At 71.3% G+C, this 19,744-nt stretch carries 12 protein-coding genes; 7 read left to right on the forward strand and 5 right to left on the reverse strand.

Annotation, left to right across the window (positions count from 1 at the left end; translation table 11 throughout):
- The first annotated feature begins 30 nt into the window (after positions 1 to 30).
- Entirely contained in the window at positions 31 to 1,698 is a 1,668-nt protein-coding gene (locus tag V6V16_RS04885) for a PhpK family radical SAM P-methyltransferase (protein WP_334559763.1), read from the forward strand.
- Here the strand turns inward: V6V16_RS04885 and V6V16_RS04890 are convergent.
- Genes V6V16_RS04890 through V6V16_RS04905 form a run of 4 tightly spaced genes read right to left on the reverse strand, consistent with a single transcriptional unit; the run spans position 1,695 to position 9,720 of the window.
- A complete protein-coding gene (locus tag V6V16_RS04890) occupies positions 1,695 to 3,536 on the reverse strand; it encodes a non-ribosomal peptide synthetase (RefSeq protein WP_334559764.1) in 1,842 nt (613 codons plus the stop codon). The two genes, V6V16_RS04885 and V6V16_RS04890, sit on opposite strands and share 4 nt — an antisense overlap.
- Positions 3,533 to 5,461, reverse strand: a complete 1,929-nt coding sequence (locus V6V16_RS04895) for a condensation domain-containing protein (protein WP_334559766.1) — start codon at positions 5,459 to 5,461, stop codon at positions 3,533 to 3,535. The genes V6V16_RS04890 and V6V16_RS04895 overlap by 4 nt, the downstream gene beginning before the upstream one ends.
- On the reverse strand, positions 5,458 to 6,399 hold the full coding sequence (locus V6V16_RS04900; RefSeq protein WP_334559768.1) for a TauD/TfdA family dioxygenase: 942 nt from the start codon (positions 6,397 to 6,399) through the stop codon (positions 5,458 to 5,460). The genes V6V16_RS04895 and V6V16_RS04900 overlap by 4 nt, the downstream gene beginning before the upstream one ends.
- A 33-nt stretch (positions 6,400 to 6,432) precedes the next feature.
- Positions 6,433 to 9,720: a non-ribosomal peptide synthetase gene (locus V6V16_RS04905; protein ID WP_334559770.1), complete on the reverse strand. Its 3,288-nt coding sequence runs from the start codon at positions 9,718 to 9,720 to the stop codon at positions 6,433 to 6,435.
- A gap of 302 nt (positions 9,721 to 10,022) precedes the next feature.
- Here V6V16_RS04905 and V6V16_RS04910 point away from each other — a divergent pair, with 302 nt between their 5' ends.
- Positions 10,023 to 11,528 (forward strand): AMP-binding protein, encoded by a 1,506-nt coding sequence (locus V6V16_RS04910; protein WP_334559772.1) that lies wholly within the window; start codon positions 10,023 to 10,025, stop codon positions 11,526 to 11,528.
- 101 nt (positions 11,529 to 11,629) lie between these two features.
- Here the strand turns inward: V6V16_RS04910 and V6V16_RS04915 are convergent, their stop codons facing one another.
- Positions 11,630 to 12,433, reverse strand: coding sequence for a hypothetical protein (locus V6V16_RS04915; protein WP_334559774.1), 804 nt, complete (start codon positions 12,431 to 12,433; stop codon positions 11,630 to 11,632).
- 1,631 nt (positions 12,434 to 14,064) lie between these two features.
- Here V6V16_RS04915 and V6V16_RS04920 point away from each other — a divergent pair.
- The 5 genes from V6V16_RS04920 to V6V16_RS04940 are packed head-to-tail and all read left to right on the forward strand — an operon-like array spanning position 14,065 to position 19,729.
- Positions 14,065 to 15,489: a diaminobutyrate--2-oxoglutarate transaminase family protein gene (locus V6V16_RS04920; protein ID WP_334559776.1), complete on the forward strand. Its 1,425-nt coding sequence runs from the start codon at positions 14,065 to 14,067 to the stop codon at positions 15,487 to 15,489.
- A gap of 53 nt (positions 15,490 to 15,542) precedes the next feature.
- Positions 15,543 to 16,571, forward strand: coding sequence for a class I SAM-dependent methyltransferase (locus V6V16_RS04925; protein ID WP_334559778.1), 1,029 nt, complete (start codon positions 15,543 to 15,545; stop codon positions 16,569 to 16,571).
- A gap of 32 nt (positions 16,572 to 16,603) precedes the next feature.
- Complete coding sequence (locus V6V16_RS04930; RefSeq protein WP_334559780.1) at positions 16,604 to 17,869, forward strand: cytochrome P450; 1,266 nt, start codon at positions 16,604 to 16,606, stop codon at positions 17,867 to 17,869.
- Complete coding sequence (locus tag V6V16_RS04935) at positions 17,869 to 18,783, forward strand: diiron oxygenase (RefSeq protein ID WP_334559782.1); 915 nt, start codon at positions 17,869 to 17,871, stop codon at positions 18,781 to 18,783. Before V6V16_RS04930 ends, V6V16_RS04935 begins: the two co-directional genes overlap by 1 nt.
- On the forward strand, positions 18,758 to 19,729 hold the full coding sequence (locus V6V16_RS04940; protein ID WP_334559783.1) for an ornithine carbamoyltransferase: 972 nt from the start codon (positions 18,758 to 18,760) through the stop codon (positions 19,727 to 19,729). The genes V6V16_RS04935 and V6V16_RS04940 overlap by 26 nt, the downstream gene beginning before the upstream one ends.
- Positions 19,730 to 19,744: the final 15 nt, after the last annotated feature.

Raw genomic sequence — 19,744 nt, forward strand, 5'->3', positions numbered from 1 at the left:
CGCGTCGGAGGACCTACGAAGGGACGCACGATGCGGCTCGACTGTCTGATCATCGGCTACAACGACACGCCCTTCTCGCGTCACCTGGACCTGGTGGGCCGCAAGGGCGGCCAGGCCATCGAGTACCGGACCGCCCGCCACGACCACGTGCGCTTCGACGGCCAGCGGCTGCCGTACATGGACCTGCTGTCGGAACTGGACCGTCGCCGCTCCGGCGCGGGCGCCGGCCACGTCGGGTACCACATCGGCGAGGTCCCGAACCTCGCCGCCGTGTACCTGACCAGCCACCTGCGCCGGCACGGGTACGAGGCGGACTTCGTCTCGGCGTTCCGCCCGGAGCAGGACCGGCTGGCGGCCCTGCTGACCGGCCGAGACCCCGTGCTCACCGTCATCACCACCACGTTCTACGTCTCGCCGGGGCCGGTGATCGAGCTGGTCGAGTTCGTCCGGGAGCGCAACCCGGAGACGATGGTGGTGGTCGGCGGGCCGCTGGTCGCCAACCTGATCGTGGACGCCGACGCGGCCACGCTGCCCTGGGTGCTGGCCGAGATCGGCGCCGACGTGTACGTGCACGACGGGCAGGGCGAGGACACGCTGCGTCGGCTGGCCGCCGCCGTCCGCGAAGGACGACCGCTCGAGGACGTGCCGAACCTGCTGTGGGTGCGTGACGGGGAGACGGTGGTGAGCACCCGCCGGGTGCCGGAGAACAACTCACTCGACGAGTGCGCCATCGAGTGGGGTCGGTTCGACGGCGGCGACCTGGGACCCGTGCTCCAGACCCGGACGGCGCGCAGCTGCGCGTTCAAGTGCGGCTTCTGCGACTACCCGATCCGGGCGGGCGCGCTGTCGCTGGCCTCGCTGCCCACGATCGAACGGGAACTCGACGCCATGGCCGAACTGGGCGCGACGGACGTCGTCTTCGTCGACGACACCTTCAACGTGCCGCTTCCGCGCTTCGTCGAGATCTGCCAGCTCATGATCCGCAAGGGGTACGGGTTCCGCTGGTACTCGTACTTCCGGTGCGGCAACGTACGGGGCAGCGACATGTTCGACCTGATGGCGCGCAGCGGGTGCGCCGGCGTCTTCCTCGGCATCGAGTCGGGCGACGACACGGTCCTGAAGGCGATGAGCAAGTCGGCCAGCGTCGACCGGTACCGCAACGGCATCGAGCGGCTCAACGAGCGCGGCATCATGTCGTTCGCCTCGTTCATCGCCGGCTTTCCCGGCGAGACGGAGCGGACGGTGCAGAACACGATCGACTTCGTCAACGACGTGGCGCCGACGTTCTTCCGGATCGAGCCGTGGTGGTACAACCACCGGGCCCCGATCCACCAGCAGGCGGCGAAGTACGCGCTGACCGGCAGGGACTTCCGCTGGCGGCACGCGACGATGGACTCGGCGGGCGCGTGCGACGCCGTGGACCGCGTCTTCGCGGAGGTGACGGAGTCGCTGTGGATGCCGATGTGGAACTTCGACTTCTGGGCGTTGCCCTACCTGCTCGGCCGCGGGTTCAGCCAGGAGCAGGTCGTCGAGCTGCACCGGCTGGGCCGTGACCTCATGGTCCTCAACGACGGTGAGGACACCGGCACCCGGGAGCGCCGCCGGGCCGCGGAGCGGGCCCTGGTCGACTGGTACGCGGGCGTGGACTCGCGGCCCTCACGGTACGGCTCCGCCGCCGTGTCGCCGACGCCGCGCTAGCGGGTGGCGCCGTCCAGCGTCTCGCCGAGGCTCCGGGCGACGAGGATCTGGGTGTACCGCAGCTCGATGCCGATCGCCCGGCACCGGGCGGCCAGCTTCATCGCGGCGATCGAGTCGCCGCCCAGGGCGAGGAAGTCGTCGTCCGCCGACAAGTCGCTCAGCCCCAGCACGTCCCGTACGCACCGCAGGAACCGCTCCTCCCGGCTCTCCGGGCGCGGGTCGGACGGCTCGGCCACCGGCCGCGGCGCGGGGGCGACCGCCAGCGCGGCCAGGGCGGCCCGGTCGAGCTTGCGGTTGGCGGAGAGCGGCAGCGCGTCCAGTACGACGAACCGGTGCGGCAGCATGTAGTTCGGCAGCCTCCGGGCCAGGGCGGCGCGCAGCGCGGCCGGATCGGGATGCCCGTCCCGTTCGGGTACGACGAATGCGACCAGGGCGTCGCCGGGGGAGGCGACCTTCACGACGGCGGCGGCGCGTACCTCGTCGGACGCCCGCAGGCAGGCCTCGACCTCGCCCAGCTCCACGCGGTGGCCACGGATCTTGACCTGGTCGTCGGCCCGCCCCACCACCACGAGCCGCCGCCGGTCGTCCAGGCGCACCAGGTCGCCGGTCCGGTACGCCCGGGTACCGTCCGGCAGCGTGACGAAGCTCCGCTCGGTGAGCGCGGGGAGGTTCAGGTACCCGCGGGCCAGGCCGAGCCCGCCGATCAGCAGCTCGCCGGTGTCGTCCGCGGTCTCCTCCGGCTCCCGGGGACGCACCGTGAGCCGGGTGTTCGGGATCGGGCCGCCGACCGGCACGGGATCATGGGCGGCGTAGTCGTCCAGATGGAACCCGGCGGATTCGTCGAGTCGCAGGAAGCAGCGCCCGATCACCGTCTCGGTCGGTCCGTAGTGGTTGTAGACGACCGATCCGGGAAAGAGGCGCCGCAGGGTCGACACCTGGTGCGCCCGGAGGATCTCGCCGCCCACGACGACGTACCGCGGCCCGGGTGGTGGCGTCCGCCCGCCCGTCGCGGCGTCCAGCAGCTCGGCGTGCGACGGGGTCACCCGGACGAGGTCCAGCCGCGAGTCCTGGAGCAGTCGGGCGAGGGCCTCGTGGTCGGCGTCCGGCGGCGCCAGCGCGAGGCTCCCGCCGGTGACCAACGGCAGGTAGATGTTGGTGGCGGAGAAGTCGAAGGCGATCGAGGTGTGCAGCAGACTGTGCACCGGGCGGCCCGGCGAGAACTCGGCCGTCAGCCATCGCACGTAGTTCGCCAGCCCTTGGCGCTCCACCATGACGCCCTTCGGCCGCCCGGTGGAGCCGGAGGTGTACATCACGTACGCCAGGTCCCGTGGGCCGGCCCCGGCCGGGGCCCCGAGCCTCGTCCCGTCCCCGTCCCCGTCCCCGTCCTCGTGCAGGGAGACCAGGTCGTACGAGCCGCCGGTCATCGGGCCGTGCCGCCCCGGTCGGGTCAGCACGATCGACGCGGCGGCGTCGTCGACCATGAAGCGCAGGCGGTCGTCGGGCAGCGCCGGGTCGAGGGGCAGGTAGGCGCCGCCGGACTTCAGCACGGCGAGCAGGCCGACGATCAGCTCGGGCGACCGGTCGGCGTGCAGGCCGACGATCCGTCCCGGGCCGACGCCGAGGTCCCGAAGCCGCCGGGCGAGCCCGTCGGCGCGCCGGTCGAGCTGCCGGTACGTCAGGTGGGCGTCGCCCATGGTCACCGCGACGGCGTCCGGCGTACCCGCGGCACACCGCTCGATCAGCCCGACCACGTCCGGGATGGCGGCGGCACCTGCCGTCGTCGCGCTGGTCGGCGCGGACCCGGTGCGGGACGTCGGCGCCCCGGTCGTCTCGGTCATCTCGACTCGCGCTCCAGGTCGGCCAACATGTCGGCCAGCTCGCCGTCGGTCCCCGCGACGGCCGGCCGCGCGGTCAGTTCGGCCGCGAGCCCGGCGACCGTCGGGTACAGGAAGAAGTCGGCCAGGCTGAGCGGCGCCCCGAGACGCTCCTGGATGAGGGTCACGACGACGGTCGCCAGCAGGGAGTGCCCGCCCAGCACGAAGAAGTTGTCGTGCCGGCCGATGTCGGGGCGGGCGAGTACCTCGCTCCAGATCGCGGCGATCGCGGCCTCGGTCGCGTCCGTGGGGCCGGTGCCCGCGACCGGTGTTTCGACCCCCTCGGCGGGGTGGTCGGGCAGGTACGCCGGCGCCAGGGTCCCGTCCGGGCGCCGCCGGACCAGCCGCCCGGTGCGAATCCGCCGGCCTCCGGCGACAACCCACAGCGCGCCGGGCATACCCACCGGCGTCGGCAGCCCGTGCACGTCGACGACCTCGCCGCGCACGTCGTCTCCCGCGTCGGGTCCGGCGAGCGCGGCGACGTCGAGCACCTGGTCCAGCGCGGCCCGTGGCACCGGAGCCGGTGCCGCGCCGGCCGTACGGTCACCGCCGGGTGCCAGCTCGCGGACCTTCCGGTCCGGGTCCCTGGCGAGGTCGGCGAGGATGGCCAGCCAGCAGTCGGCGAGCGCCACGACGGACGAGGGTGCGAAGAGATCGGTGTCGTAGTCGATCCGCCCGGCGAGCCGCTCCCGCGTCCGGGTGACCGTGCAGACCAGGTCGTAGGTGGAGTTCTCCCGGTCGACCTCGCGCAACGTGCCGGTGACACCCGGCAGGGCCAACTCCGGGTCCGACTCCGTGATCATCTGGAACACGACCTGGAAGATCGGGTGGCGGTCCGACCGGCGTGCCTCGCCCCGCGCCGCCACCACCTGCTCGAACGGGACGTCCTGGTACTCGTACGCGTCCTGGCAGGTCTCCGAGGTGAGCCGGAGCACCTCGCGGGCGCTCCGCTCGCCGTCCACCCGGACCCGGAGGGCGAGCATGTTGACGAAGGCGCCGATCAGCGACTCGACCTCCGGCCGGTCGCGTCCCGAGGCCGTTCCGCCCACGACGATGTCCCGCTGGCCCGTGCAGCGGTGCAGGAGGATCGCGAATCCGGCGAGCAGCGCCATGAAGACGGTGGCACCCTCCGCGCGGGCGACTTCCCCCAGACGTGCCGCGACGACGGTGTCGAGGGAGAAGCGGTGGCTGTCACCGCGGTACGCGGGCCGGGCGGGTCGGGGACGGTCCGTGGGCAGGGCCAGCTCCGTCGCGTCCCGCAACTGCTCCCGCCAGTAGGCGCTGCCGCGTTCCCAACGGCCGGCCCGCATCAGCCGGTTCTGCCAGGCGGCGTAGTCGGCGTACTGCAACTGCGGTTCGGGCAGGAGCGCCGGCTCTCCGGTCCGTTCGGCACGGTAGAGCGCCGCCAGCTCGGTGAAGAAGATGTCGACCGACCAGGCGTCGGCGATGATGTGGTGGAACGACGTCAACAGCACGTACCGGCGCGGACCGGTGTGCAGCAGGGTGAGGCGCAGCAGCGGGGCGCGCGCGAGGTCGAACACGCGTACCGCCTCCTGGTCGGTCAGCGCCTGCACCAGTCCCGCCGGCGACGGCGCGGCGTCCCCCGACAGGACGTCACGGACGTCGACGACGCGCAGCCGCGGCTCCCGCTCGGTGATCAGCTGACGCAGGCTGCCGTCGACGACGGCGAAACAGGTCCGCAGGCTCTCGTGCCGGCGCACCGTCCGCCGCAGTGCCCGGTCGAGCGCCGCGACGTCCAGCTCACCGTGCAGATCGAGGGCCCGGGTGATGTTCTGCACCGCGCCGTCCGGCACCAGTTGGTCGAGGAAGTGGATGCGGCGCTGCGCCGAGGAGGCCTCGCCCGAGACGACCGGACCGGCCCCGCTCATGACGCCGCTCCGACCGTCGGCACCGGTTCGGCCATGGCGACGGCGATCCGGCGCGGGCCCCGGAACGGCTCACGCGCGTGGGAGGTCAGCATGTTGTCGATCACGAGCACGTCGTCGCGCTCGTAGTCGAATCGGGTGCCCGCCGCGCGGTAGCAGTCGCGGACGTGGCCGATGACGTCGTCGGGGATCGCGCCTCCGTCGCCGAAGTAGCTGTTGCTGGGCAGGCCGTCCTCCCCGAACATCTCCAGCAGCCCGGAGCGGACGTCGGGCCCGAGGGTGGTGACGTGGAAGACGGCGGCGTGGTTGAACCACACCCGCTCCCCGGTCTGCGGGTGCCGGTGCACGGCATCGCGGACCGACGTCGTGCGCAGCCATTGCGGGCCGAGCCACTGCGCCTCGATGCCGTGCTCGGCGCAGTAGCGGTCGACCTGGTCACGGTCGGTGGTGTCGAACACCTTCTGCCAGGGGAGGCCCACGTCGGGGGTGAAGTTGCGCCGGACCATCCACCGGCGCCTGGCGAACTCCTCCAGCACCGTCGGGTCGAGCTCCCGCAGCACGCCGCGGGTGTCCGCCAGCGGGGTGGCGCCCCGCTCCAGGGGCGGCTGTACGCAGTGGAAGTACAGCGTCATCGGCCAGGAACTCTGGTAGGAGTTCTCGTTGTGGAAGAAGATCTCCTCGGTGGGTGGGTAGTCGGTGGAGGTGTAGATCCTCCCCTTGATCGTCGACCGGGGCGAGGAACGCTCCGTGTAGGGCAGCGGATCACCGGACAGCGCCCGCACCGCCGCCTCGAGACCGTCGACTCCGCCGACGTCGAAGGCGCGGAGCAGGACCGCGCCGTTGGTGCGTAACCTGTGCCGGATCTCGGGGCGGTCGGCCGCGATCCGGTCGGTGAGCCTCTCCCCGGGGCGGTCACTGCGGATGACGTACGGAAGGTCCACGGCCTCTCCTTCGGCGCCGGTCGGCGAGCGGGATCACGGCGTTCCGTCAGCGGGGTGACGGACGACTTCACGGGCCACCGGAACGATCTCGTCCAGCCGGGCGAGGTCCCGGTCGGCGCGCTCGTCCTCGGCGTCGATCCTCGCGGCGACCTGCGCGATCGTCGGTTGGCGGAAGAACTGCCGGAGGCCGTACTCGATGCCCCACTCGGCCCGCACGCGCGCCACGAGCTGCATGGCCAGCAGGGAGTCGCCGCCGGCGACGAAGAAGTCGTCGTGCACACCGGTCCGCCGCCCGCGGAGCACCCGCGTCCACAGCCGAGCCAGCCGCCGCTCGGTCTCGGTACGCGGCGGCGTCCCGGTGTCCGGCAGGGAGATCTCCCGGCCCGGGCGACCCGCCAGGGCGCGGCGGTCCGTCTTACCGGTCGCCGTGGTCGGCAGCGCGGGCAGCAGCACCAGGCGATCGGGAAGCATGTAGTGGGGGAGTGCCGCGCGCAGCGCGGCATGCCAGTCCCGCGTCTCGGCGGTCTCGGCGGCGGCGACGAAGGCATGCACCCGCCGGTCGGTGGGATCGCTGTCGTCCACGACCGCAACCGCGTCCCGGGCGCCCGGCAGGCGCCGCAGGGCCGCCTCGATCTCGCCCAGCTCGACCCGGTACGCGCGGATCTTGACCTGCTGGTCGGCGCGGCCGAGATACTCGATCCGCAACCCCTGCGGCGTCCGGCGGTAACGCCCCCGGTCGCCGGTCCGGTACATCCGGGCACCGGGCCGCGGGCTGAAGGGGTCGGGCAGGAAGACCGACGCCGTCCGGCCGGGGTCGCCCAGGTATCCGCGAGCCACCGTGGGGCCGCCGACGAAGATCGTGCCGGGCATCCCCGGCGGCACCGGCCGCAACGCCGGGTCCAGGAGATGGACCGTCATTCCGGGCAGCGGTTCGCCGATGAGCACGGACGTGTCCTCCGGCCGGTCGGGCGGGCAGACGAAGTAGGTGCTGTCCACGGTCGCCTCGGTGAGTCCGTAGCAGTTGACCACCTGGGTGTCCGGCCCGCCGAGCCGCCGGAGGCGGGCCAGCTCGTCCGCGGGTACGGTGTCGGAGCCCACGATGACCAGCCGGAGCCCGCCGAGTCCCTGGCCGCTGCGTTCGAGGTGCCCGGACAACGCCCGCAGGACGGTCGGTACGAAGTCCGCGACATCCACCCGTTCGTCCCGGATCAGGGCGAGCAGCCGGTCGGGCGAGAGCAGGAACTCGCGGGGGCAGACCACCAGCTTCGCCCCCGACGTGAGGGACCGGACGAGTTCCCCGAGGAAGCCGTCGAAGCAGAAGTTCGCCATCTGTAGGTGCGACCGGATCCGCCCCCGGAGCCCGAACGCGTGTTCCCACGCCAGGCAGGTGCTCAGCAGGCCGCCGTGGGTCGCCATGACACCCTTCGGCTGTCCGGTCGACCCCGAGGTGTAGATGACGTAGCTCAGCTGCCCGGCCGCCGTGGTGCGCGTCGGCCGGTCGGTCGGCAGGTGGCCGAACGCCGTGTGGTCCGGGTCGAGGGTCAGCACGTGCCGCCGGCCGTCGGCGAGGTCGCCGGCGAGCTGCTCCTGGGTGAGCAGGACGGTGACGCCCGCGTCGGCCAGGATCGCCTCCCGCCGGGCGGCCGGCATGTCGGTGTCGACCGGCACGTACGCTCCGCCGGCCTTCCAGACCGCCAGCACGGCGACGATCGTCTCGACCGAACGCTCCATCAGGATGCCCACCCGCGTCTCGGCTGCCACCCCGAGCTCGCGCAGGCGGTGCGCGAGTTGGCTCGCCCGCCGGTCCAGTTCCCCGTAGCCGAGCCGTACGCTCCCGCAGACGACCGCCTCGGCGTACGGGTCGGCGTCGGCGATCCGCTCGAAGAGATCCAGCACCGACGTCGCCGACGGCGCGACGACGGGCGCCCCGGTCGACGCGGCGGCGACCACGGACCGTTCCGTCGGGGTGAGCACGTCGATGTCCTCGATGTCCGCGTCCGGCCGCTCGCACATGCCCGCGAGCACGTTCTGCCAGTGCCCGGCCAGGCGGTCGATCGTGGCCCGGTCGTAGCTGCTGGTTCGGTACCGGGCGACGAGCTCCAGGGCGCCGTCGTCCTCCACCACGTCGAGGGTCAGGTCGAGCTTGGCCAGACCGAGCTCGACCTCCCTCAGCGCGGCCCGCAGTCCGGCGAAGCAGTGCCGCTCGCCGGTGCCGGCGACGTACTGGAACAGGATCTGGAAGAACGGGCTCTTCTCCAGGTCCCGCCCGCCGCCCAGCGCGGCGACCACGGTGTCGAAGGGAACGTCCTGGTTGTCGTACGCGGCGAGGCAGGTGTCGCGTACCCGGCGCAGGGCCTGTCGTACGGTCGGCGCGCCGGACAGGTCGGTGCGCAGCGCCAGGGTGTTCAGCAGCGGCCCCACCATGTCCTGGACGTCCGGATCGTCGCGCATCGCGATCGGCGTGCCCACCGTGATGTCGCCGCGTTGCAGGTGACGCGACAGGGTGATCTTCAAGCCGGTCAGCAGCACCATGAACAGCGTGACCCGCTCGGCGCGGGCGAGGGCCCGCAGCCGCCCGGCCAGGTCCTCGGCGATGCCGTACCGGGCGTGTCCGGCGGCGTGCCCGGCATCGGTCCTCGCCCCGCGGTCCGGCGGTACGCGGGAATCGCCGGGGATGCCGTCCAGCCGGCCGCGCCAGTAATCCAGCTGACGGTCGTGTCCGGCGCTGTTCCGCCACTTCTCCTGTCTCGCGACGACGTCCGAGAACTGCGGCCGAGAATTTGTCGGAAGGAATTCGTCATTCTCTGCGAGGGCGGCGTACAGATCGCGGAAATCGCGGAACACCACCTGCACCGACCAGCCGTCGGAGACGATGTGGTGCACGCCGAACAGCACGATGTGCCGGTCGATTTCCGTGCGGATGACCGCCGCCCGGAACAGCGGGCCACGCTGAATGTCGAATGTGCGGTGCGCGAGTCGGTCGACCAGGCCGTCGGCGGTCGTACCGCGTGCCGCGTCCGGAAGCGCGGAGAGGTCGATGAACGGTGTCGCCGCCGGTCGGTCACCCGTCGACGTGCCGACAACCGGCTGGCCGTCCTCGTCCGGGAATCGGGAACGCAGGATGCGGTGCCGGCGGACGACCCCCTGCAACGCCCGGACCGCGAGCGCGGGGTCGAGCGGGCCCGACAGGTCGATCGCCGAGTAGCTGTTGTAGACGGGGACGCCGGGCGTGATCTGGTCCAGGAACCAGAAGCGCCGCTGGCTGGCGGAGACCGCCTCCGGCCGCGACGGCACCTCCGTTCCCTCGTCCGAACGCTGCATCAATCGGCCTCGCGAGTCCTGATCGCCAACAATTCATGAGGTGGACGCTAATTGGCTGGCGGCCGCTCGGACGCCGCTACCGGTCGTGTCGCCGCTGAAATCGCGGTGCACGATCGTGAAGACCGACCCAGTACAACAAGGCCCGCCGAGTTTCGTCAAGCGCCTGCCACGGCGCCCTTGCCAAGATCTGAAAGCCGCCATCACACATTGGCGCTAATCGACCATTGGCGGGGTCGGCATCGGCTGGACGGGAGGGTTGGGGGCGGCTACCCTGACTTGTCTGCGGAGGCTCGGGGGGCGACGTGGAATCGATCCGGCTCGTGGGTGCGGACCTCGCCGTCGGCGAGCCGATTCTTCCGTTGCTGGACGCCTCCCTCGGCCGTTTCGGGGAGCGGCCCGCCGTGTCCGATCCCGGCGGCTGCCTGACCTTCGCGGCCCTGGACGCCGAGACCCGCTCACTGGCGGCGGAGCTGCGGGCGGCCGGCGTCGGCGCGGCGGAACCGGTGGTCATCCAGACCGCCGCGTCCCGGTGGGCGATCGTCGCGATGCTCGCCGTGCTGCGGGTCGGCGCGCAGTACGTGCCGGTCGACCGGTTGTTCCCCCGCCGGCGGCAGGAGGACGTCATCGTGGCGAGCGGGGCGACCTGCCGCATCACCGAGTCCGAGCATCCCGAGGCCGGACTCCGGATCACGGGCGCCGCCGCGGCGCCGTCCCGAGCGTCCCCGCGCGCCCGGCCGGCGGGGGAGTCCCCGGCGTACACGTTGTTCACCAGTGGCTCGACCGGTACGCCGAAGGGCGTGGTCGTGACCCACGAAGGCCTCGGATACTCCACCCGCGCCCGCATCCACTACTACCCGCAGGCGCCGTCGGTCTACCTGCTCTGCTCGTCGATATCCTTCGACAGCTCCGTCGCCGGCATCTACTGGTCGCTGGCGACCGGGGCGCACCTCGTCGTCCCCGGCCGCAACCCGCTCGACGCCGAGGCCATCGTGACGGCGGCGGACCGCTTCCGCGGCTCCCACCTCCTGCTGCTGCCCACCCTCTACGAGGCGGTACTGGACACGGCCGGCCCGGAGCAGCTCACGAGCCTCCGCACGGTCATCGTCGCGGGGGAGCCCTGCCCGCCGCGCCTCGTCGGCCGGCACTTCGCGCGGCTCCCCGGTGTGGCGCTCTACAACGAGTACGGACCGACCGAGGGCACCGTGTGGACGATGGTCCACCGGTGCCGTCCGGCGGACGCGGGCTCGTCCGACGTGCCGATCGGCCGGCCGATTCCCGGGACGACCGCGTACATCGACCTCGACGGCGAGCGGACCGGCTCCCGCACCGGTGAACTGCGGATCTCGGGCCCGGGCGTCGCAGCCGGGTACGCGACCGCGGCCGGCGGGCTCGCGCACTTCCCGGACGTCGAGGGGGCGCGAAGCTATCGGACCGGCGACATCGTCAGCCTGGACGCCGAGGATCTCGTCCACTTCGTGGGCCGCCGCGACACCCAACTCAAGATCGGCGGTATGCGGATCGAGCTGGCGGAGATCGAGCGGGCGATCGTACGGCGCGTCGGCGGGCGACCCGCCGCCGTCGGCGTCGCCGGCCGACGTTCGGCGGTTCCCGGTCTTGTCGCCTTCGTGGCCTGTGCCGACGCCCGCGAGAGCCTGCCCGATCTGCGCCGGCTGCTCCGCGACGACCTGCCTCGCGGCGCCCTGCCGAGCCGCTGGCAGGCGGTCGGGGAACTGCCGCGACTGCCGAACGGCAAGCTGGACCGGGCCGCGGTCGACCGGATGGCCGCCGACCTCCTGAGTCGCCCGTAGGGCCCGCTGCCCCCGTCGGCACTGCCGGAGCATCGAACGGGCCCGGCCCAGACATCCGCCCGAGGGTCTGTCCCACGCGATCCCCGCGAGCTCGTCTGTCGTCAGATCCCGAAGCCGCCGGTGCCGGCGAGGCCGGTGCCGCCCAGCCGCCGTGGCTCCTCCTTCTGCTGAAGCCGGTACTGCCAGTTCCCGGCGAACCGGTGCCACCACAGCTCGAATCCTTCGGCACCGAGCAGTTCCACGGCCTTCGCCACGGCATCGGGTTCCCACCGGAACGCGGTGATCCCCTTCTGCCGCACCATCGCCGAGATGAGCTGATCCGCGGTCGACCCACCCGAGGCGGCCGCGTGCACATGAGCGGTGTCGCCCCTGCGCACGTATCTCCAGATCGGCTTGCCGATGATTGCCGCGACGGCCCTCTCCCGCGCCGCGATCGGGGCGTACACCTCGTCGAGCAACCGCGAGGCCGCCTCCCGCGCCGGCGCGTAGGCCTCGTCGGCGGCATCGAGCGCCGCGCGGTGCCGAACCCGTGTGCGCTCGGCGGCGGCCCTGCGCCGGAACCACGGTGGATGGTCCCGGGCCGCGTGCCGGTCGCGCTCGGCGGCCTGGATCGCGGTCAGGTAGCTCTCCGCCGCGCTGCGCCACCGCGCGGCCGTCGCCGGGTCCAGGTCCACCGCCAGAAACAGCCAGTCCCGCTCGGCGGGGCGCAGGCCGAACCGGTCGGCCAGGTCGCGGTCGACGAAGTGGCGGTACCGGGAATCCTCGTCCACCCACACCACGGTAAGCACCGCGACCGGCTCGTCGTCCCACCGGACGAACGTCGTTCTGCCCTCCCGGCGGACGATCTTGTCGCCTCGTGGGAGCGTGATCCGGAATCGGTAGAGGCCGACCCGCGACGTCTCCATCGTCTCATTCTGCGGCTGCGGGCAGCCGCGGTCGAGTTCGAGGGCCGTTGCGTAGGTCGCCATCGTTGTCGGCCAGGTGGTTCCGGGTCCCGTTGATGATCGCCCGGGGACGACGCCCGACGAGGTCTCGGCTGCCGACCGGAACCCCTGTGGCTTCCGTCGGCGGACGCCCCTGGGGGTGACTCAAGGAGTCGGACGAGCACGGCGCCGACCTTGTCAACTGCTTCAGCAACCCGTCCGAACCGGTCGGCGGTGGGCCGTGCTCCTTGGCCGCCCGGACCGACCCGTCTGCGGCTTCCGCCTCCGCCAGCGGCCGGGGCCGCTTCTCCTCCGGTCCGGTCGTCCGGTGTCGCGGTCGCCCCGGCACCCTGGCCGCCAGGCGCGACGCCGGGCGGGTGGGCCGAAACACCCTCCACAGACCCGGTCAGGAGGCGTCCGGTCTCCCTGGGGGTCACCTCGAAGACCGACTTGTCGGAGTTCTTGTTGCAAGAGGTAGCTGCGGCTGCCGAAAAGGGACGTGAGCGGACCGGTTCTGGTGACCTCTCGGCGGCACGTCGTGCTCGATGGGTATGGCTGTGTCAGTTGCCCGCCGGCGGGCAACTGACGGTGTGGGCAGGCTGCGGAGGCGGTGACAACGACAGGCCTGCCGGGGACAGGTGCCTGTTGTTCTCGGGAGCCGGGGTGCGTTGCCAGATTTCGTACCGACCTCAACGATTACGTCGAGGATCGCCTGATGCGGGAGTCCCTTGACGGACCAGGTCCACCTGCGGATGGCGGGCACCGACGACCTGTCTCCGGGACTCGACGCGGCCACGAAGGACTGCGGAAACCGTCAATTCAAGTGAGACGTAATCGTGGCCGGACGTTTCGTCGATCTGCGGGGCTCAGTTGCGGGTTGTTGGTCCGGACGGTGGCGGCTGGGACTGGGGTCGGGCGGCGGGTGACCGGTCGATGGTCTGCCGGACGGGATGGCGTGTGCGTGGGCCGCCGCGGCGGTGTCGTGGCGGTCCGGGCGGAGCGCGGGGACGATCCCCGGGTGGCGGTGTTCGTGGTCGTGGCAGGTGAAGGGGTCGGCGCGGGGGCGGCGCTTCGTGGAACCGGAACGGCGAGCACCCCCTCAAGGTGGGCCGATCATCCGGATCACTCCCAGCCTGCCGCGGTGCTCGCGCTGAGGGGTTGTCTATTTTGGTGGACCCATATCGGCAGGCGGCCCCTATTGCCGAATGGGCGGCTGGTCACCATGGGTATTTGCCCGGTTGCGCTTTGCTGAAATTCACCGTCTGGGCGTGACGCACTCTCCATCTTTCGCGGTCACGCCACACAATAGGGGGTGTGATCCATGTCACACTAGGCCCAATTGGTTGAACTGATACCGTTGCCGCCGATCAACAGTGTTGGCTCAAGAAGTGTCCCGCGTCGAAACTTCCCGGGGGTCGGCGCGGGTCCTGATGCAGGGCATCCTGCGCGTCACGGGCAGCGAAAGATCGCAGTCCCGTCAATGCCGCCGCAGGAGTTTTCGGGGAGTCGGTATGCGTCGCGGCAGGCCTTCGGAACCTACGTCAGGAACGGTAGCTTTGTTGCGTGAATATCGGTGAGATCGCTGATGACATTTGAGCTGGGATACAAAAACCATGTCAGCTGAATCCGTCTATCGCTATGTTCGCGAGCGCGAGTCCGGCGCTCGTACCTATGCCGACAGCGTGGACCGCGTCATCGAGCGGGGCTCGCTCGCCCGCTTGTGGGACACCGAAGGTCAGGAGTACCTGGACTGCCTCTCGGCCGCGGGCACGTTGGCCCTGGGGCACAACCACCCCGCCGTCACCCAGGCGGTGCTTGGCTTCATCGGTTCCGGTCAGGTGCAGCAGGCGCTCGACCTGACCACGCCCGCCAAGTACCGGTTCCTTCGCCAGCTGTTCGATGTGCTGCCAGCGGACTTCAGTGCTTCCGCGAAGATCCAGTTCTGTGGGCCGTCCGGCGCGGACGCGACGGAGGCGGCGGTCAAGCTGTTCAAGACCGCCACCGGCAGGCGTACGGTCCTTGCCTTCCACGGTGCCTACCACGGCATGACGGCGGGTTCGCTCAGCCTGACCGGCAACCTGTCCGCCAAGCAGGCGGTGGCCTCGCTCATGCCGGACACGCATTTCCTGCCCTATCCGTACGACTACCGGTGCCCGTTCGGCATCGGCGGGGAAGCGGGTGTGCGGGCGAACCTGCACTACCTGGAACGGGTGCTCACCGATCCGGAGAGCGGGATCACGACGCCGGCCGCGGTGTTCGTCGAAGCCGTGCAGGGTGAAGGCGGCGTGATCCCGGCACCGGTGTCCTGGCTGCGCGGACTGCGGGAGCTGACCTCCCGGCTGGACATCCCGCTGGTGATCGACGAGATCCAGACGGGATTCGGGCGGACCGGGGCCATGTTCGCGTTCGAGGAGGCGGGCGTCCGCCCGGACGCCGTGCTGATGTCGAAGGCTGTCGGCGGTGGCTACCCGATCGCGCTGGTCGCCTACGACTCCCGCTACGACACGTGGGGCCCGGGCGCGCACGCCGGCACCTTCCGGGGCAACCAGATCGCCATGATCGCGGGCGCCGCCACGATGGCCGTGATCGAGGACGAGGGTTTGGTGGCGGCGGCGGTGACGAAGGGCAAGCTGATCGCCGCGGGGTTGGCCGAACTCGCCGAACGCCATCCCGAGATCGGCGACGTGCGCGGTCGGGGGCTGATGTGGGGGATCGAGATCGTGGATCCCGGCCAATCCGCCGACGCGCTGGGCGCCCATCCGGCCGACGGCGCGCGCGCGGCCCGCATCAAGGGGCGTTGCCTCGAACTGGGCCTGATCATCGAGCGCGGCGGGCGTCATGGTGCCGTGCTGCGGTTGTTGCCTCCGCTGGTCATCACCGAGAACGAGATCCAGGAACTGTTGGAAAAACTCGGCGAAGCGTTCGAGACGGCCGGCGACCGTCCACGACGCGACCGTCCCACCGCGCAGTCCGGTCCCGCCCGCTGTGGCGCTCGGACCGCGCAACCGTCGTCCAGACCACAGGTCCATTCCAGCTGACCTGGTCCCGCCGGCCCGCGAGCGGGCCGTCATCGAACTCATTGGGGGAAGACATGCTGACTCCTGACTACACGTACGAGCACGACTTCGACGCCGAGTGCGCGGCGGCCGGCGAGGCGCCACGGATCGCTGCCGCCGCCGCGCTGCTGGAGATGGGAGATCGGCTCGGTCTGGTCTCCCTGATCGCGACCGGTGAGGAGGTGAGCGTCGGATCGCTGGCCAGAGCGGCCGACCTGCCGGAGGCCGGGGTGGCCGGCTACTGCGAGGCACTGGAATCGGCCGGCATCATCGTCCCGGTCGGGACCTCCGGCACGGCCTTCCGCGCGGCGGACGACTTCGCGCAGATCCGCCACCAGGCCGGCTTCGTCTCCTGGACGATGAACGCCAACCGGCCGTTCATCGAGAACGCCCGGAAGTTCCTGACCGACCCGTCCCTCGGTACCGGCATCGACATGCGCGACGGCCGCGAGGTCGCGGTCAGCTCCGAGTGGATGGGCTCCAAGGCGTTCTACCCCGCCGCGCTGTCCACGATCCTCAAGTCGAAGCCGGAGGTCGTCGTCGACCTCGGTGCGGGTACGTGCCGCCTGCTGATCGAGGTCCTGCAGCGGGTGCCGCACAGCCGGGCCGTCGGGCTCGACCTGGACGGTCCGTCGTGTGCGGCTGCCCGCCAGGCGGGCGAGGCCGCGGGAGTGGGGGACCGGCTGCGGGTCGTGGAGCGGTCGATCCAGTCCATCGCGGACGATCCGTCGCCGCTGGAGGGTGCGGATGTCATCCACGGCGGGTTCGTGTTCCATGACATGTTCCCCGAGGAGGAGGCGACGGCGGAACGCGTGCTGGCCAACTGCCGCGAGGCACTGCGCGAGGGCGGGATCATGGCCCTCACCGAGGCCGTTCCGTACGTGCGCAACGAGCGTGAACGTCGGTTCAGCGCCGCGGTCACCTACTACCACCGGCAGTTCATGAAGCGTCGCCTGCAGAGCGAGGACGAGTGGAAGGACCGGCTCCGCTCGGCCGGGTTCACCCACGTCGAGTCGATCGAGCTGGCCTTCCCGACGGGCCGCCTGTTCGTGGCGCAGCGCTGACCGATCCTCCGAACCCAACCCGTGGAGACCGCATGGACACGGTGGCAGGGTGCCCGTTCGCGGCAGGCGCGGGCGTCGACCTTGTCGATGCCGACCTGTACGGCAGCGGCGACCCGCACGCGATCTGGGCCGAGCACCGCAGGGACGCGCCGGTGCGCTGGCAGCAGGTCGGCGCCGACAGGGGCTTCTGGTCGGTGACCAGGCACGCGGACATCAGCCGTGTGCTGCGCGAACACGAGACGTTCAGCTCGCAACAGGGCACCCTGCTGAACCTGCTCGGCGCGGGGGACCCCGCGAGCGGCAGCCAGCTCGCCGTCACCGATCCACCGCGGCACGGCGAGATGCGTGAGCCGCTGCAGCGCGCGCTGTCGATCCGTGCGGCCGAGAACTACCAGGCCGACATCCGCGCGTTGGTGGCCGAGTTGGTGGCGCCCCTGGGCGAGGGCGGTCCGTTCGACCTCGCCGCGGCGATGTCCAGCCTCCCGATGGCGGTCACCGGGACGATGATGGCCATCCCCTCGGCGGACTGGCCGCTGCTCACCAGGGCCGCCATCGCCGCGCTGGCCGCCGACGACCCCGCCTACCAGTACCGTGGCAGTGCGGAGGCGACGCTGCGTCGGTCGCACCGGGAGATCTTCGCCTATTTCCAGGACGTCGTCACGAGCCGGCGTAGGCACCCGGGCGACGACCTGATCGGCACGTTGCTGACCATGCGGGTGGACGGCAAGGGCCTGACCGACGGCCAGATCACGGCCAACTGTTACAGCCTGCTCATCGGCGCGATCGTGACGACGCCGCAGGTCGTCACGTCGGCCGTGGCGCAGCTGGCGGGCACCGGCGACCTGGACCGGTGGGCGGACGACCCGAGCCTGATGAACACCGCGGTCGAGGAAGCGGTGCGGTGGGCGTCGCCGACGAACCACTTCATGCGCTACGTGGTTCGGGACACGGAACTCGCCGGCGTGCCGATCCGCGCCGGCGACGCGGTGGTCACCTGGCTCGGTTCGGCGAACCGGGACGAGCGGGTGTTCCGTGACCCGTTCCACTTCGACATCGCACGCAGGCCGAACAAGCACATCGCGTTCGGCGTCGGCCCGCACTACTGCATCGGCCACACGATCGCCCGGGTGACACTGCGGATCGCGTTCGCGGAACTGTTGGGCAACTTCACCGATCTGCGGTTGGCGGCGAAACCGGTACGGCTGCGGTCGAACATCATCGCCGGCATCCGGGAGCTCAAGGTGACGGGGCGTCGTCGAAGCTCACCCGCCGCGGTTGCCGGCCAGAGGGGGACGTGATGCGTGCCTTCAAGACCTGGTACGAGGACGCCGGGGTCCGTGTCGGACCGCGCCGGCGACCCGGGGACGACCTCGACAGGAAGTTCTTCCCGGACCACCTCATCCCGCACCTGGGACATCCGCTGGTGCGAGCCGCACCTGAGGAGCTGCGCCGGTATCTGTCCGCCCAGCACCTGTACCAGTGGCTGAACTTCACCGCGGAGTTCGAGGTCGCCGTCGTCATGCGCGCGACGCAGCAGATCGCCGACGGTCGCAGCGGCGTGCCGCTGGCGCGTGAACTGCGCCGGGACGCGATGCGCATCTGCGTCGACGAGCGGTACCACGCGCTGTACAGCGTGGACGTCGTCGATCTGATCGAGGACAGCACGGGCATTCCGCCGCTGCCGTACGACTTCACGCCGTTCCTCGCGCACCTCGACGGCGTCGGGGACAGTTACCCGGAGCACCGCGAGCTGGTGCAGCTGCTACAGGTCGTGGTCTTCGAAACGCTGATCACCTCGCTCATCGAGGACGTTCCGAAGGACTCCGAGGTGATGACGGTCGTACGCGACACGGTGCGCGACCACGCCGAGGACGAGCGCCGCCACCACGCCTACTTCGCGGTGTTCTTCAAGGAACTCTGGGCCCAGTTGGGCAGATCCGAACGGGAACTCGTGTCGCGGCTGCTCCCGGAGGTGATCATCCGGTCCCTCCAGCCCGCCACCCAGTCGGCGCGTGCCGCGCTCGGGGTGACCGGGTTCTCCCCGGCCCAGACGGACCAGATCGTCGCCGAGTCATTCGATCGCACGTCGGTCATGGCCGGCATCGTCGTCGCCTCTGCCAAGACGGTGGCGCTACTGGAGCGCTGCGGAGTGCTCGACCTTCCCGGCGCCCGAGAGAGGTTCCAGAATGCCGGATTCACCACTGTCCGCTGAAGCCCCCGCAGGCCGGCCGCTGCTGTCGCTGGCCGGCCTCACCCCGGACGATCTCGGCTTCGTCGCCGACCTGGCGTCGGAGTTCGGCCGCGATCCCGGCCGGTTCGCCGGCCTGCTGGCGGGCTCGCGGGTCGGGTTGCTCTTCACGGCGCCGTCGACCCGCACGCGCACGTCGTTCTGGAGCGCCGCGACCACGCTGGGCTGCCACATCATCCACTTCGGGCCGGGCGACATCCAGGTGAGCACGGGGGAGACCTGGTTCGACACGGGTTCGGTGCTGGCCACCTACCTGGACGCCGTGGTCGCCCGCACGAACGGGCCACAGGCGGACCTGGAGGAGATGGCGACCGCGATGCCCGCCGTGGTGAACGCGCTGACGAAGGAGGAACACCCCACCCAGTCGGTCGCCGACCTGAGCGCGCTGCGCGAGTACTTCGGCCCCGACGCGCGGCCGGGCATCGCGTACCTCGGACCGGTGAACAACACGGCGCGTTCGCTCGCGCAGCTCGTGTCGCTGCGGGACGGGATGCGGCTCGACGTCTACAGCCCGGCGGGCCACGGACTGGGCGAGGCCGAGTTGGTCGAGCTTAACCGGCTGGCCGGCCGGGAGGCGGTGCGCCAGTTCGACACGATCCCCGCGGCCCCGGAGCCCGTCGACGCCGTCTACACCTGCCGGTGGCAGTCGATGGGATCCGCTCCCGAGGGGGCAGGCGAGGGCTGGATCGAGGCCTTTCGGCCGTTCGCGGTCTCGCGCGAGACGCTGCGCCTCTTCGGCGACGGGAAACCGGCCGTGTTCCTGCACGACCTGCCCGCGATTCGTGGCCAGGAGGCCACCTCGGATGTGCTCGACGGCGAGGGCTCGCTGGTCGCACGGCAGGTATTCCACAAGAGGTCGGCGGCCGCCGCCGCGCTGATCTGGACCCTGCGTGGCCGTGACATCGGCTGAATCTCCCTCTCGCAG

This window comes from Micromonospora sp. CPCC 205561 (assembly GCF_036906775.1).
Lineage (GTDB): Bacteria > Actinomycetota > Actinomycetes > Mycobacteriales > Micromonosporaceae > Micromonospora.